Here is a 15591-nt window from a genome sequence, read left to right as displayed (position 1 = left end):
AATATCTCCAGGCACCGAGAATTCAGCGGTATGTGTAGTTGACGCTCAAACATTCATTACAATTGTAGCTGCTGCATTTCCCGCCATCGTGTTTCGTCGAATCGGAACTCATGAAGCTTTAGCCGGATAAACCGTTAACGGCTTGCCGCCTACCCGTTCATTCGGCAACGCGTAAAGCACAGCACCCGTACCGCACCATCCGTGCATTCTGAACAATAACCGATACTCCGGTAAACAGTGCCAAAACCAAAGCGGTATGCGCCACAGACCATCGCTATTGTGGTATACGGTAACTGCGATGATCGGTCGGTATTGTTGCAGCGTACGCGCGCCTCCTTCCAGCGCGTTGAGCTCTCCGCCTTCCAGATGAAACTTGGCGAATGTTACCGGGATATCCAATTCATCCAGGGTGTGGGTTCGGACGATGTGCGACGCACCGGATTGCAAACGCGACGCCATGTCGAATCCTTCAGAAAACGGCTGACCGGCATTTTTTTCCGCCAGTGCGGTTTGCAGAACGTCGATTCTCGTGGCCAGCGTTTCCGGTAATTTCGATTTCCACTCGCGCAATCTTTCGGCATTTCGAGGGTCGGCCTCGACCGCCGCGATGCGGCGGAACGAACCGCCGGTTTCATCGACGAATCGCTGGCTCACCACACCGTTCCACGCCCCGGCGTCGAGAAAATATTCGTGATCTGTCAATAATGATGTCACCGGCTCGATAAAATAACGGTCGCCGATCGACACCGGAGCGCCGCTAAAACGCCATTCCGCGCGCGCCAGACGCCAAGCCAGAAATTGAAGATAGGCGGCCCGAGACCAATCGTCCCGCCAACCACGAAGTACGCGTTCGATATTACACCAATCGTCGTCGGTCAATAGGCCGGCGAACCAGCCGTTGCTCATCGGCAAACGATCGGCGTAAGCCTGTAACAGGTCGTAAACCGGATAGATATGTCGCCAGCCCATCGTCTCCAAGAAATCACGCACAGGCTGGTACGGGGTGGTCACGATACAGACCGCAATCATGAAATCACGGCGATCGGCAAGCGGCGAGTTATCCGGCTCAACGACCGGAATTCGCCCGTTTATAGGCTCGGACCGCGGTTGGCGATCTACCGCATAGACGACGTCGATATCTAGCCGTGCAAACAAATCCGCCGCCAATTGCCCCAAGTTGCCTGCACCGTACAAAACCAGCGGCCGATCCACTGGGCAAGGCTTTAGCTTCGAGGTGCCCCTGCGACTTTTTAGATCGGCCAGCATCTGCAGCGACTGCTCCAGCCCCGGCAGTTCACTCATCGCCAAGCCCCCAGTCGCTCCGCCCACGATGCAAGACGCCGGTCAGCGGGGAAAAAGTGGCGATAATGAAATACCGAACTCTTGGTTTTTTCGTACAAAAAATGCGGCCCGCGAACCATTTTCCGGGTATCTGACTGGCCGGAAAAGCGCCAGCTTTCGTTCCCTTGGCAGGCGAGAAACCAATCCGCCGGTGTCGTTCCGAACACCGCTTTGAAATCGAACGACCTTTTCGGCTCCTGCAGTACGGCTCGATAATGGGCGGTTAACTGATGGGCGGTTTTTTCGATCGAAAATCGTTTGCGAACATCACGCGCGGCATTGACCGACATCCTGATCCTTTCGACATGATCTCGGCTCAGGCGCTCGATCGCGTCGGCAAAGCCTTGCGGGCCGTCGACGATTAACCCCGTTTCTTGATGCTTGACCAGGCAACTTTCCGCCGGGTTGTTCATGACCACCGGCACGACGCCCATGGCCATCGCTTCCAACAGCGCATTTTCGGTCGTGCCGTAATGCAACGGATTGAGTAAATAAGCCAAGATGTCCAATTTTCTCAGCTCCGTCGCTACATCGGCGACATAGCCGTTGAGCTGCAATCGTCCCGCCATACCTCTGGCTTCTGCATCCGCGAGCAGGGGGCCTGCGGCGCCGGAATCGCCGATAACATGTAAGCGGAACGACGAATTTTTGACTGCGTCAAGATAATCCGACAGGTCAGGATGCAACTTGGCATAGTTCAACGTGCCGACGTATCCGATTATAGGCGGTTTGCGGCCGCACCGCACCGGGGCCGGCGGCATGTCGTCGAAACCGCCCGAGCTAAAGACGGCCGCTACCCGACGCCGATCCGACTCGTCCAGCGCGGCCAGGCCGGGACTTTGCCAGGAACAGGGAGAACTCAACAAAAAACGGTGCGGCAGCCTTGCAAAAGAAGGCGGAATCTCGGGAGCATGCAAACCCGAAACATGGCTCCAAACAATCAAGCGCATCGCCGGCAGATCTCCCCACGCCAGTATTTCGGCCAATGCCGGATGATGCCACCATTCCAACTGCACGATATCGGCGGATTCGGCGTAACGGCGCAATTGCTCAGCGTCGGCGCCGACCTCGACACGGCCGCCGTGGCGCCGAACATGGTCGACGAACTGGAGTTTTTCGGGAGGTTCCAGAATAGCGACGGTATGCTGGATTCCGTCTTGGCGCTTGGCCGAAAACTCGACCAGCCGGGACAACACCTTTCCCACGCCACCGCCTAAGTGGGCCGCGATATGGAGCACCTTCATAAGGCGTTCAAAACCCCACGACCGGCTTCGTAATCCGCCAATAGGCCATGCCCGACGGCTTGCTCATGCCAACACGGATCGCAGGCGACGATATCCTCAAAACGACACGTTGCCTGCGCCGCCAAATGGCGTAAAGGCACCTCAACTTCCCCCTTGCAAATTGCATCGATGTCGGGACAAAGCTCCTGCACCTTTCCGAAAGCTGCCGACGGCAAACCGCCTCCCGCCACAATCAGGGTCGTCGCCGGAAAGTGTGCCTGAATCACCCGAGCGATGTTTTGTAGATAACGGAGGGAAACGTTGTATAGCGCGCTGATACCCAATGGCGGCAAGACGCTGGAGCGATTGTCGGCGCGATATTCGTCTACGTTGAAATACGGGGGAAGTATGAACAAAATGCGCTTCCTTACCATGACCGCCCCTCCTCGTCAACGCATCGCATCGGCGGTCGCCGGTACGATACGTTGCAACAACGACGCTGCATGAGCGTCAATATTGTCGGGCAGACAATGGCTCAATTGACCGCAATCGGCGCAAGTCGAATTATCCTTGCGACACCCCCGAAGGTGCGCGATACGATGACGCTGCATTGCTTCGCCGTTCCAAATGGCTTTCAGGGTCTCGGTGCGCGTGTCGCCAACAACCAGCTTGCGCGCCCAGTCGAGAAAACACAAACTGACCGTGCCGTCGGTATTCACCGCCATCGAGTAAAAAATATAGGGGCAGACCGCCACCTCCCCGATCTCGTTGCCGTATATCCCTTCGGTTATCTGGATTCCGGTGCGCTCCTCGACGTCGAAGGTCGGCCAGCAGGGAGCGAAATTCTCGATGAAAACACGATCGGCGATTTCGCCGAAGATGTCGAAAAATTGTTGCCGGTCGTCGTCGCTCAGTATATCGCCCGGAATCTTGATGCAAATCTCGCAATCGCCTTTGCGCTCGTACAATCGCCGAATATTGTCGACGAAACGCTCTAAATCCACACGGGTCCGGGTGAATTCCCAAAACTGCGCGTCGGACATGCCGTCGACCGAAATATTGATCCGGTCGATGCCGGCATCCAGAATCGGTCCGACCTTATCGGGGGTAAGCAGATAACCGTTGGTCGTCGTATCGATATATTGAACATGGCCGCTGGCCTTGGCATAACCGACCATGTCGGCGAAACGGCTATGCAATAGAGGCTCACCTTCCTTATACAGGCGAAGCACCTTTAACGGATTGTCGAATTCTCCGAGGTCGTCGATGACTTTTTTATAGACATCGAAATCCAAGCGTCCCTGCCAGCGTCCGGTGGACTTGATCAGTTCCCGGTCGCCAGTCGGACAGAATGTACATTGAAAATTACAGGTGTTGACCGGATCAATGAAAAGAACGAACGGCGTGCTCAGCGGGATGACGTTTTGCAGCGGTGTGCGGTCTTCGAGATTGATTCGGGGTTTGATGGTTGCCTTCATCGTCTTGTTGGTATTTCTGGTCAGATCAATTTATCGGGAGAACCGCAACGAGCATGGATATCCCACCACACTCCGGGCGGTGACCTGCGCTCGTTATCGCGGCTACGAACCTGCTGCTCGTAGAGATGCAAGAACGATGCCGGATCATGCCATTCCCCCGGCACTTGCTCCCCCAGCGGACCCGAGCTACCGGCCGGAAACCGATGGTTTACCGCCTCATCAGCCAACTCGGCGACCAGGGCTTGATTGGACAACTTAAAACCGTCGTAGCCCAATGCCGTCAATTTTTCGACATATCGGAAACCGAAACGACAATCCTCCATGCTGATATAGGCAGGAATGTAAGGCAGCGGCTCGAGCTGATCGATCACGCTTTCGTCCACACCTTCGACATCAATCTTCAAAAAATAGGGGACGCCGTGCAGGGCAAACAAATGGGCGAGAGGAACGCATTCGACTTGAACAGCCTCTGTCCCGCCTCCGTTGCGATCCGCCCATTGAGACTCCAGACTGCTCCAATGGGAGTTCTCTCTGCTGATATGGAAAGGCACCCGGCCGTAGTCGTTCCATATCGCCAACTGGTGAATAGACAACCGACCCGACCTGATTTCACCGTCGAATCTCGCTCTCGCCTCGCTCGCCAACCCGGGATTCGCTTCGACCGCAACCACCCGGACGGCCTTTTTCAGATAATAGGCGGTATCGTCGCCGTTATTCATCCCCAAATCGAAAATCAATCCGTTGCTGCGCACATATCGCTTATTCACATCGAGTCCTCAGTCACTATTGTTTGTCGCCGCTTGCCTTAACCGTCTCAATCCGTCCGACAGCTCGATTGCCGGCCGCCATCCCGGCAAACATTCGGCTTCCTCCCACGGCCTGAAAATTTCCCGCTCGCGATAAGAGCGTGCCCCCCAACGCACCCTCACCGGGTTATCCGGATTCAGCGCATTGAACGAATCGACCAATTCCTTAATCGTCACCGCTCTGGCGGACGGCAGACGATAAATCCTGCGTTCTCCCTTCGCCAGCTCGGACACTCTGGCGCAGGCAATTTTAAAGCCTTTGCAAAGATCGTCGACATGGACCAGATGGATACGCTGCTCGCCGCCGGACATATCCAATATATCGTTCGACTCGGCATATAACTTTAGTAGATTAAGCAATTTCAGTCTGGGGTCGCCTTCGCCGTAACTTTCGTAAAGATGCAGTTCCAACAAGCGCAACCCCGTCGAACTCAGATAATATTCGGCCAGGGTCGAGAAAGCCTGTTTAGTCGCCGCATACAGATTAACCGGACAGTATCCCTGGTTCCGGTAATGTTGCCACGAGGTACCGGCGTACACCAAGGCGCCGCACCCCGCCTCGCGCATCGCATCGAGCAAATAGGCGCCGAATTCGACATTCGATTTGACCAACGCGCCGACATCTTCATAGCGGTGTTCGGAAACATAATGCGCAGCCAAATGGACGACCACATCGGGGAGGAATGCGCTTACTGCCTCTCGGAATCCTGCGCCGTTTTGATCGACTGTCCAGGTACGGATGCTCAAGCCTTCGAACGCGTTCGACGCTTGCCTCGATAGACAGGCAACTTCATGCTCTTGGGCAAGCAAATAGGGAACTAAATGGGAGCCTAGAAAACCGGTCGCTCCGGTAACCAATATCTTCATGCCGGACGATAAACGAACGGAGACCGGTAATCTTGAAACGGCGGATGAGTTTGATCGCGCTCGGACAAAATCGGACGCCCGGTCGCCCACGGAATATCTAGCGAATCCCAGCGTATGCCGGCATCGCATTCGGGAGAATAGGTCTTGGATACCTTGTACATCATCGTCGCCTGCTTGCTCAACGTACAAAAGCCGTGGGCCAAACCGCTGGGAATGTAAAGCATGTTGCCTGTCTCCGCCGAAATTTCGAACACCTGGTAATGCCCGTAGGTCGGCGAACCGCGCCTCAGGTCGACCACCGCATCCTGTACTTTGCCGTACGCGCAATAAACCAGTTTCACCTGATCGTGCGGGGGATGTTGAAAATGCAGCCCCCGAATAACACCCAGCGTCGATACCGAATAGAATTCCTCGGCGTAGTTGGTTTCCAGCCCCAGCTCTGCAAAACTAGGCTCATGGAATGTTTTAACAAAGGCTCCCCGGTGATCCTTAAAGCGGTTCGGCAACAGTTCGACGCATCCCGGGATACGCGACTGATAGACCTTGAATAACGAACAAGCGCTCATAACCGTCTACTCACACTCTCTTGACGAAGTCCTTCAATCGATCGTAAGTGAAATCCAACATGTCCTCGCTCAATCCCGGGTACAGTCCCAGCCAGAAACTGTCGTTCATGACCCGGTCGGTGTTGTCCAGTGCGCCGCAGACCCGGTACTGCCGACCCTTCATGTAGGGCTGTCGAAGCAAATTGCCGGCAAACAGCAAACGGTTGCCTATCTTGTTTTTAGCCAGAAAGCTTAACAAGTCCACCCGGGAAATCGCCGACGGTCGACGAATAGTCAGGGTGTAACCAAACCACGAGGGAGAACTAGCGGCACTCGCCTCCGGCAGGATGAAAAAATCCTCCAATGCCCTGAATCGCCGTTGCAGATGGTCGAAATTTCGTTTTCGCGCGGCGATGAATTGAGGTAGCCGATCGAGTTGGGCCAAGCCGCAAGCGGCCTGCATGTCAGTAATCTTCAGGTTGTAACCCAAATGCGAATAGGTGTATTTGTGATCGTAACCGAACGGCAGATCGCCCAGCCGCCAGCCGTAGCGCCGCCCGCAGGAATCGTCGTGACCGGGCTCGCAATAACAATCCCGTCCCCAATCCCTCACGCTTTCGATGATCTTGTTCAGTTTACGGTCCTGGGTAAAAACGATCCCGCCCTCTCCCATCGTTATCTGGTGGGCCGGATAAAAACTGCAGGTCGCAACATGGCCGAAGGTTCCGACATGCCGCCCTTTATAGGTCGAGCCCAGCGCATCGCAACAGTCTTCAATGAGCCACAAGCCGTGTTTTTGCGCAAGTTCGACGATTACATCGAGTTCGAACGGATTACCCAGGGTGTGGGCGAGCATGATCGCTTTGGTTTTAGGCGAAACCGCTTCGGCAACTTTTGCCGGATCGATATTGTAGCTTGGAATCTGGATGTCGACGAACACCGGCACCATGCCCAATTGAAGGATCGGATTGACCGTCGTCGGAAAACCGGCGGCCACGGTGATGACTTCGTCGCCGGGCCTTAACGCTTTCTCCCCCAACTTCGGGGAAGTCAACGCGGCTAGCGCCAATAAATTGGCTGAAGACCCCGAATTGGTCGTCGAAGCGTAGGCCACTCCGACGAATTCCGAGAAACGTTTTTCAAAAGCGTCGTTGAAGCGCCCGGTGGTCAACCAACCATCGAGGGCGGCTTCGGTGATCGCGGCAATTTCCTGGTTCCCCACGACCTTGCCCGATACCGGTACCGGCGTTGTGCCAGGTTCGAATGTCTTTGGTCGATAGGTCTCGTCGCAATAAGGAACGGTCTCCCTAACGACATTATGTCTTAACACGTACCGGAGTTTTTCCGGGCTCAGCGCGGTGGCTTTGTTTACTACGATTCGGGCGGGAAGCCGATACTGGTTTTCCAACCGGATGTAACCGGCCTTAGGTAGAGGCGGGCAGCCTTCGGCGTAATCGCCCTCTTCGATTTTGATCGACCAATCCTGTTGACCAGAGCCAACGGTAATAAAAGCGAAGCGTACGTCTCCGTACTGATCCTGAGCACTCAGCGCCAGCGCCGGCCTTTTTCTTCGCGCCGCCGGATCGGTAAACGGAAATGGTAAAACGCAAATATCTCCGGGCGCGATCTCACAGATCATTCCATACGTCCTCGTCACGGCTCGCCAATACGTTTTGTGCAAACCCCGAGCGTTCTTGCGCTTTCAACAGGCCGTTTTCGTGGCTCTCGGCCTGGCAGGCGGGCGAAACGGCGATTACAACCTGTTGCGATGCGTATTGCGCGAGATTTAATTCGACCAGTCCGTCAACCGGAACGTTAACAACAAATTTTTCTGCTTTCATGAAGATTCACTCGATAGGCAAGTTAAGCAAAATACTCCCGAATCTGTTTCCGGCAAAAAACCGACATATCGACGCCCGCGCTCTCCGCCCGATACCAATCCACGGTTTTCTCCAAGGCTGTGGGCAACGACCAACGCGATCGCCAGCCCAACCTGTCGCGGGCTTTAGTGCTGTTTAACCTTAATGCGCCGGCCTCATGAAAGCCTGGTTTTTCTTCCACTGCCCAATTCGCGTACTGCCATTTCCCGGCGAGAAACTCGACCAGCCATTGGACCTGCCGCATATCGCCCGACTCGGGCCCGAAATTCCACGATTCGGCATACGCATGCCCGCCGTTGAACAATCTTTCCGCCAACAGCAAATAGCCGGATAACGGTTCCAGCACGTGTTGCCACGGCCGAACCGCTTGCGGATTACGTATCTTGACGGAACGGTTGTTTTGAAATGCTTCAATCACGTCCGGCACCAGGCGATGTTCGGCCCAGTCGCCGCCTCCGATAACATTTCCAGCTCTGACACTGGCGATGGCCGCACTCGTGGACTCGAAAAAAAAGGAATGCCGGTAGGAGGCGATCAACAACTCCGCGCAGCCTTTGCTGCTGCTGTACGGGTCGTGACCGCCCAAGGGATCGTTTTCACGATGCGGCTCGCCGGCCTCCATACTCTCGTAACATTTATCGGTCGTCACCATCACCGCGGCGCGAACCCCTTGGCAGGATCGAATAGCCTCCAATACGTGCAAGGTTCCCATGACGTTCGTTTGATAGGTTTCGACCGGATGATGGTAACCATAACGCACTAAGGATTGCGCGGCCATGTGAATCATGATGTCCGGGTTAATGGCCGACACTGTTTTTTTGACTAGCGAAAGATCGCGAATATCGCCGTGGAGCGATGTCATTCGTTTGCCGACGTCGGCACGCTCGAATAAATTGGGCTCGGTCGGAGGCTGGAGAGACAAGCCGTAGACATCGGCCTCCAACATCTGCAACCATAGCGACAGCCAGCTGCCTTTGAACCCCGTATGTCCGGTAACCAGGACTTTTTTGCCTCGCCAGAAGGTTTCGTTTATTCCCATATTTTCCAAGGCGCGTAACCCGAAACCCATAGGCTTTCCAGATAATTCTTATCCCTCAACGTATCCATGGGCTGCCAGAAATCCTCGTGTTTGAAAACGGCCAATTGCCCTTCCCCGGCCAGCCGTTCCAATGGTTTCTGTTCCCAACCGGTCTGATCGTCGTCAATGTAATCGATGACTTTCGGCGACAACACGAAATAACCGCCGTTGACCATCGCGTTGTCGCCTTTCGGTTTTTCCTGGAACGACACCACGCGACTGCCGGAAGTTTTTAAGGCGCCGAACTTCGCCTGCGGGTAAGTCGCCGTAATCGTCGCCAATGTGTTTTGCCGCCGATGAAATTTGATACTCTCGGTAATGTCGATATTTCCTATCCCGTCGCCGTAAGTAAAACAGAATAATTCTTCGTCCTGCACATAGCTTTTCACCCGCTTCAAGCGCCCGCCGGTACCGCTGTCGTCGCCGGTATCGACCAAGGTGACTTTCCACGGTTCCGCTTTGTTCTCGTGGACGTGCATCTTGTTGCTGGCCATATCGAAAGTAACGTCGGACATGTGCAAAAAATAATTGGCGAAATACTCTTTAATGATGTATCCCTTGTAACCGCAACAAATGATAAATTCGTTGATGCCGTGGCACGAATAGGTCTTCAAAATGTGCCACAATATAGGCTTGCCGCCGATTTCCACCATCGGTTTCGGTTTGATATAGGTTTCCTCGCACAGCCTAGTGCCCAATCCGCCTGCTAAAATAACCGCTTTCATGATTCCCCATAGCCAATAATTATTTGCCAGTCAGCATAATATTAGACGAGAAAACAGGCGGCCGGGCCATTCCTGTCCGCAATCGGCGTTTATGTACCTTAATTGCCGCTATGATGTTTAACTTGTTCCCCGCCTTATGGTAAAGAGGGCGCCGTGAGAAATATTGAAGATGCGAGCAAAGCAAAAAACGGGCTCTTTCCTTTTGAAGATCAATTAACAACAGTTTTTCTTTGATTGATGAAAGGCGACTATGCATATCAAAGGTTTGCATTATACCATACCATTGCATAGGCGCGATTTACGCCTTCCGCACTTACAACGCAGATTGGTTTACTGCGCTTGCCTTGTTCGATACAAGCTTTCCTCCCAATTGCTCGCTCTTGTCATTTTTCAATGGCTTGTGCCCGTAACGACGCAAATACCGGTTTCGTCTGATGTTAAACAAATCGTATTTGTTGTTAGGGCGTATTAAGCCAAACTACTGCCGCCACACATATGTATCTTAATCCCCGCGAACTGCGATCGTAATTGCTTCTGCAATGCCAATTTGGCCGGCTCGTCGCCATGCACCAGCCGGATTTCGCTAGGTTTAAACCGCATCCCAGCGATAAACCGAATCAGAGCGGATTGGTCGGCGTGGGCGGAATAACCGCTCAGGGTATAAACGCCGGCATTGATGGTATAACGGCGCCGGTCCAATTCGACGTAGCCGTTCTTTTCCGCATACTGCTGAATGTCCCGACCGGGCGTACCGGCCGCCTGATAACCGGAAAACAGGATGTCGGTGCGGTTGTCTTCGATCAATGCTTTCAAATAATTGACGATGCGACCGCCGGAACACATGCCGCTGGCGGCGATGACGACGCACGGACGGGCGGTTTTGCGTAGATAATCCACCGTCATCAGATGCTCGTCGTGGCTGTCGATCGTCGTGATTTGCTCGAACGATAACGGATGCCGGCCCTGCCGTAGCTTGCGGCGGGCCTCAGCATCCCAATGCGGTTTTAGTTTTCGGTATGCCTCGGTAAAGCGGTGGGCCAACGGCGAATCGATGATGATTTCCAAATCGTCCCAGTACAGTTTCCCGGCAAGCAAGCGGTCTTGGTGGCGATAGATGATATCTTCCAATTCGTATAGCAGTTCCTGTGTTCGGCCGATGCTGAAGGTCGGTATCAAAATAACGCCTTTGTTACGCAGACAATGTTCGATGCACTCTTTTAACATCGCTTTGCGCTGCCTGCGGTTTTCGTGGTTCCTGTCGCCATAGGTGCTTTCCAACACGACGATATCGGCCCGATAGGGCGAACGCGGGGACGGCAGCAGCGGCGTATAAGGCCCACCCAGATCGCCGGAAAAGACGATACGCTGTTTGTTCGCGGCAGTGTTGACATCGCATTCGATATACGCCGAACCGAGAATATGGCCGGCAGGCTTGAATTTAAGCGCGAGTTGGATACCCTCCCCGTCCGATAAGGGAAGCCGGTATTTTTTTCCGTAAGGGACGGCGACGATTTTTTCCTGCAACAACCGGAGGAATTTATCCAATAGCCGAGCATCGCGGGTAAAGCCAATCTTCACCGCATCTTCGAGCACCAACGGCAACAGGACCGCGGTCGGTTCCGAACAAATGATCGGGCCATCGTATCCAGCCGCCAACAAATAAGGTATTCTGCCCACATGATCGATATGGCAATGCGTGACCAATAAAGCCCGGACGGTGTTAATAGGAAAATCGATCGCGAGATGTTCGAAACCCGCGCCTTGCGGCGAGGTTTCCGCCCCTTGAAACAAACCGCAATCGATCAATACGGAATTATTGGCATCGACAAACAATTGGTGACAGGAACCCGTCACGCCATCAACAGCGCCATGATGGATTATCGATGGATACGAATTTTTCTTCATAAGCGTCTCTTGGTTTCCTAATCATAGCGCGAAGGGTGATAAGGTTTGCAATATGTTCTCGGCTCTTTCACTTGCCGACATAACTAAACCCAGCATTTGGAGAAGTTGTAAAGTAAGTATTCAGCATGAAACAATCCCCCATATTTCATAGAGCAAAGTCTCAATCAGATCAGGATATAGTAGCCCTCATAGCCACATAGTCGACTGACCACTCATTTGACGGTGATAATATAGATGTAGAAGCCACAGGACTCCAAGCGAAATCATTTCTCTCTCAGGAACAGAATTTGTCACCGGCGTTGCGTTCCACCTTGAATATCCTTTTATTGGTTGTTCAATTGCTGACCAACCGACTAACACTCACAGTCGAAACAGCAGCAAGGCTGCCTTCAACCGATCCTACTCGACCGCGTAAAGCGTCAACAAAGGATGCAACCAAGACGCGCGGCAGTCAAGCAGGTAATGTCGGCACGACGTTGCGACTCATTGATGATCCCGACGACATTCAAATGCTCAAAATCGAGCGCACCTCGTTGCCGCCGGGCGACTACCATGAAGTCGGGTTTCAGCCTCACCAAGTATTCGACCTCGATATCCGGCGCGTATGACCGAAAACCGGCCGTAAAACCTGGAAGATAAAGTGGTCAACGCTTTACCGCGCCTTTTCCTGAGACAGTCAATAAAACGGTTCAATACGGCAATGGCGTCAAGGTGTAAGCCGTCTATCTGTCACAATTCCAATTGACCCCATATCTGCTGGCTCAGGACTATTTTCAAGATCAACTCAATTTACCGATCAGTGTCGGCACGCACTAGACTTTTAACCAGCAGGCCTATGCGCTGCTGTAACAGTTTGAACAGAAACTGCTCGCCTCTCCGTTATTGCATGCCGACGAAACTGGCATCAACATTGATGGCAAAAATAGTGTCTGCACGAAGATAAAAAGAGACGAATACTTTCTACCTTTTTGGCTACTTCGTCTACAACCTTATGAATATTGAAATTTACGTCTTTTTATCTCTAGATCACGAAATTGGGCCGTCCCCCCTCTAAGCCGAGGTACGACCCATATTGACTGTGCGCCTAAACGCTATTCTTGCCGGATGGATATATCGGCCTGACTTTCCAATTCGTTCAATACGCCGGAGAACGTCGTTTGGCCCAGGGCTTTGGCGAGGTTTTTCTCCGCCAGTTGTTGTTTTTGCTTGTCGCTTTCGGTCATCACTCCAGCGGTCACCTTTGACAAACTGGCGACTGTTTGCGAGCCGTCCGCTGACTCGGCCAAAATAATGGTTGGCTTTCCATCTACCGGTTTAGCGGCTTTAAAGATGGCCTGATTAATCGGCCAAGGCAACTCCCCGCCGTTGCGGGTCAACCCCTCGACCTTCTTGGCCGTTAACTGGTATTTTTTAGCCGCATCGTCAATGCTCTGTCCTTCTTGCAACGCTACTTTTATTTCCTCCGCCTTGGCAAGGGTGAGTTCACGCGCTTTCTCCGCCTGCAAAGCATTTATAATGGCCGGCTTGACCTCCGCCAATTCACGAGACATTGCCGGTTTATGCTCTTTTATTCTTAACACCACCAGCCTATCGCTACCCAGCTCGACCGGCTCGCTATTATTACCTTTCAACACATCTTCGGAAAATGCCATGTTCCGGATAGCTTCCTCGGCCGCGATACCTTCACCGCTATTGCGGCCAAACAATCCGGTTTGTTTAGCCGGAATACCGACGGCATCTTCAACTGGCTTTAAACTACCGGGGTTCTCGAAGCTGACATCCGTGAGTATTTCACCCAATTCCAGGAAACGATTTTCCGCCTCGGCCCTTTTATAAGCTTTGCTGATTTCAGCTTTTACACTTTCATACGGTTTAACTTTGCCCGGCTCCAACTCAGTGACTTTGATCAGATGGTAACCAAACGCCGTTTTTACCGGCTCTGAAACTTCGTTCAGCTTTAATTTCATCGCGGCATCTTCAAAAGCTTGTTCCATGACACCAGGCTCGAACAAGCCGAGATCCCCTCCTTTTTTAGCGGTTAACGTATCGTCGGAAATCTTGGCGGCCAAGGTTGCGAAATCCGTATCTTTCAACTGTTCTTTTGCTTTCAAAGCTTTTTTTCGCACCTCTTCCTCTTTTTCACCGTCCTTGAAAGCAAATAAAATATGACTGATCTTTCTACGCTCTTTCGTCGTGTACAGGTCCTTATGCTCCTGGTAGTAAGCTTTCAGCTGCTCTTCGCTGGCATCGATATCCCGGGCCAACGCATCCAGCGATAACTCGACATATTCGATTGCCACCTGCTCTTCCGTTTTAAACTCATCCTGATGCTGCCGATAATAAGCCTCGATCTCGTCATCGCTCGGTTGTTCGGCGACCTTCATCAGCGGTACGGTGATGTATTCGACATCGCGTTTTTGATTTTGTATGGCAAAAAAGCGATCGATGTCGGCCTGAGTGACGAAACTGCTTTCGGTAATGGCTTTTTGATATTGCTCCATGACCAAGGCTTTTTTGATGCGGTTGACGAACTCCGCCGACGACATGCGTTGCGCCCCTAATAAGGCCTTATACTGCTTCTTGTCGAACTTGCCATCCGTCTGAAAATATTCCAATGATTTGATGAATTCCCGCGCGGTTTCATCGGTAACCACCAAACCTTCATCCTGGACATGCTGCAGCAACACTTCGTCACGAATCAGTTTATCGAAAGCCTGTTGCTTTATGACTTCCTCGTCAAACTTCATTCCGGCAAGATTCTGCGCATATTGGGAGTAGGCCCTGTTCAGATCATTCTGGTAAAACTCTTTATCGCCTACCGATGCGATTGGCGCTTCTTTACCTCCCCCCAAATAATTTTGAATCCCCCATAACGCAAAAGGGACACAGATTAATATCAAAATGACCCATGCAAATATGCCCTGCGACTTTTCTCTAATTTTTTGTAGCATTGTTCCTGCCTTTTACAGAATGAAAGCCCGTTCATTCAGGCTATAACAAATTTCATGCAAAAAAAACCCCGAACCAACAGGTCCGGGGTTTATTATCTGGCGGAGCGGACGGGGCTCGAACCCGCGACCCCCGGCGTGACAGGCCGGTATTCTAACCATCTGAACTACCGCTCCAAAGTCTGGTGGGTGCTGAGGGGATCGAACCCCCGACCCTCGCCTTGTAAGGGCGATGCTCTCCCAGCTGAGCTAAGCACCCGACTAAAGAGAGACTAGTTTACAGCATCTTTTAAAGATTTACCAGCTTTAAATGAAGGAATTTTTGCCGCCTTGATAGTAATTTCCTCACCCGTTTGGGGGTTGCGACCTTTTCTTTCGGCTCTTTCTTTAACTGCAAAGGTACCAAAACCGACCAACGCGACCGAATCGCCGTTTTTGAGAGCGTCTGTGATGGCATCGATGAAGCCGTCCAAGGCACGGCTTGCGTCTGCTTTTGTCAATTCAGCTGAATCCGCGATTGCATCAATAAGTTCCGATTTATTCATTTATTTCCCCTTAGGATGTTAATTATTAATTGTTTACTTAGATTTATACCCGTTCGCTCACTGCCTCTCCTACAGTTCTATTTATCGACAATAAAAAAAATCCCTATCATGGCAATGACATGACATTTTGTTTTTCAAAGGGATAAATATTGATCTGCGTGCAGCGCGCCGACCTAAATCATAAGCGCTTATCTTGTGAACTACCCGTTTCTAAAAAAAAACTAACCCCAGCGTCTTATCAGAAACGTTG

15 protein-coding genes and 2 tRNA genes are annotated in these 15591 nt (G+C 52.4%); 1 reads left to right on the top strand and 16 read right to left on the bottom strand.

All coding sequences use genetic code 11. The features are described 5' to 3' along the window. Positions 1-108 precede the first annotated feature (108 nt). From EP25_RS0121180 to EP25_RS0121125, 12 genes are all read right to left on the bottom strand, one after another. Positions 109-1302: an FkbM family methyltransferase gene (locus EP25_RS0121180; RefSeq protein ID WP_152555708.1), complete on the bottom strand. Its 1194-nt coding sequence runs from the start codon at positions 1300-1302 to the stop codon at positions 109-111. Then, positions 1299-2585 carry a glycosyltransferase family 4 protein gene (locus EP25_RS0121175; RefSeq protein WP_031435691.1) on the bottom strand — a complete coding sequence of 429 codons (1287 nt, stop codon included), beginning with the start codon at positions 2583-2585 and terminating at the stop codon, positions 1299-1301. The genes EP25_RS0121180 and EP25_RS0121175 overlap by 4 nt, the downstream gene beginning before the upstream one ends. Then, complete coding sequence (locus tag EP25_RS0121170; RefSeq protein WP_152555707.1) at positions 2582-2980, bottom strand: hypothetical protein; 399 nt, start codon at positions 2978-2980, stop codon at positions 2582-2584. Before EP25_RS0121170 ends, EP25_RS0121175 begins: the two co-directional genes overlap by 4 nt. Before the next feature lie 33 nt (positions 2981-3013). Further along, positions 3014-4042: a radical SAM/SPASM domain-containing protein gene (locus tag EP25_RS0121165; protein WP_031435689.1), complete on the bottom strand. Its 1029-nt coding sequence runs from the start codon at positions 4040-4042 to the stop codon at positions 3014-3016. Between the two features lie 20 nt (positions 4043-4062). Next, on the bottom strand, positions 4063-4809 hold the full coding sequence (locus tag EP25_RS0121160; RefSeq protein WP_152555706.1) for an FkbM family methyltransferase: 747 nt from the start codon (positions 4807-4809) through the stop codon (positions 4063-4065). Between the two features lie 9 nt (positions 4810-4818). After that, entirely contained in the window at positions 4819-5715 is an 897-nt protein-coding gene (locus EP25_RS0121155) for an NAD-dependent epimerase/dehydratase family protein (protein WP_031435687.1), read from the bottom strand. After that, positions 5712-6281, bottom strand: coding sequence for a dTDP-4-dehydrorhamnose 3,5-epimerase (gene rfbC, locus EP25_RS0121150; RefSeq protein WP_031435686.1), 570 nt, complete (start codon positions 6279-6281; stop codon positions 5712-5714). The genes EP25_RS0121155 and rfbC overlap by 4 nt, the downstream gene beginning before the upstream one ends. Before the next feature lie 10 nt (positions 6282-6291). After that, on the bottom strand, positions 6292-7899 hold the full coding sequence (rfbH, locus tag EP25_RS0121145) for a lipopolysaccharide biosynthesis protein RfbH (RefSeq protein ID WP_084191128.1): 1608 nt from the start codon (positions 7897-7899) through the stop codon (positions 6292-6294). Further along, positions 7889-8101, bottom strand: a complete 213-nt coding sequence (locus tag EP25_RS0121140; protein WP_031435684.1) for a hypothetical protein — start codon at positions 8099-8101, stop codon at positions 7889-7891. Before EP25_RS0121140 ends, rfbH begins: the two co-directional genes overlap by 11 nt. A gap of 22 nt (positions 8102-8123) precedes the next feature. After that, entirely contained in the window at positions 8124-9209 is a 1086-nt protein-coding gene (gene rfbG / locus EP25_RS0121135; RefSeq protein WP_235185970.1) for a CDP-glucose 4,6-dehydratase, read from the bottom strand. Further along, positions 9170-9943: a glucose-1-phosphate cytidylyltransferase gene (gene rfbF, locus EP25_RS0121130; protein ID WP_031435682.1), complete on the bottom strand. Its 774-nt coding sequence runs from the start codon at positions 9941-9943 to the stop codon at positions 9170-9172. Before rfbF ends, rfbG begins: the two co-directional genes overlap by 40 nt. Before the next feature lie 468 nt (positions 9944-10411). Continuing rightward, positions 10412-11848: an MBL fold metallo-hydrolase RNA specificity domain-containing protein gene (locus tag EP25_RS0121125; protein ID WP_031435681.1), complete on the bottom strand. Its 1437-nt coding sequence runs from the start codon at positions 11846-11848 to the stop codon at positions 10412-10414. Positions 11849-12135: 287 nt separating this feature from the next. Between EP25_RS0121125 and EP25_RS22720 the strand changes: the two genes are divergently transcribed. Next, positions 12136-12456 (top strand): hypothetical protein, encoded by a 321-nt coding sequence (locus EP25_RS22720; protein ID WP_051906957.1) that lies wholly within the window; start codon positions 12136-12138, stop codon positions 12454-12456. Positions 12457-12939: 483 nt separating this feature from the next. On the opposite strand, the gene EP25_RS0121115 is transcribed toward EP25_RS22720, so the two are convergent. From EP25_RS0121115 to EP25_RS0121100, 4 genes are all read right to left on the bottom strand, one after another. Further along, the gene (locus EP25_RS0121115; RefSeq protein WP_031435680.1) at positions 12940-14799 is read right to left on the bottom strand and encodes a SurA N-terminal domain-containing protein; all 1860 of its coding nucleotides are present in this window, start codon (positions 14797-14799) and stop codon (positions 12940-12942) included. 97 nt (positions 14800-14896) lie between these two features. After that, positions 14897-14973: transfer RNA gene (locus EP25_RS0121110), tRNA-Asp, on the bottom strand. 6 nt (positions 14974-14979) lie between these two features. Continuing rightward, positions 14980-15055 (bottom strand) — tRNA-Val (locus EP25_RS0121105). Between the two features lie 13 nt (positions 15056-15068). Beyond that, positions 15069-15341 (bottom strand): HU family DNA-binding protein, encoded by a 273-nt coding sequence (locus EP25_RS0121100; protein ID WP_031435679.1) that lies wholly within the window; start codon positions 15339-15341, stop codon positions 15069-15071. Between the last annotated feature and the right edge of the window lie 250 nt (positions 15342-15591).

Origin of the sequence: Methylomarinum vadi, from assembly GCF_000733935.1 — a bacterium.
GTDB lineage: Bacteria > Pseudomonadota > Gammaproteobacteria > Methylococcales > Methylomonadaceae > Methylomarinum > Methylomarinum vadi.
This window is presented reverse-complemented; position numbering and strand designations above follow the sequence as displayed.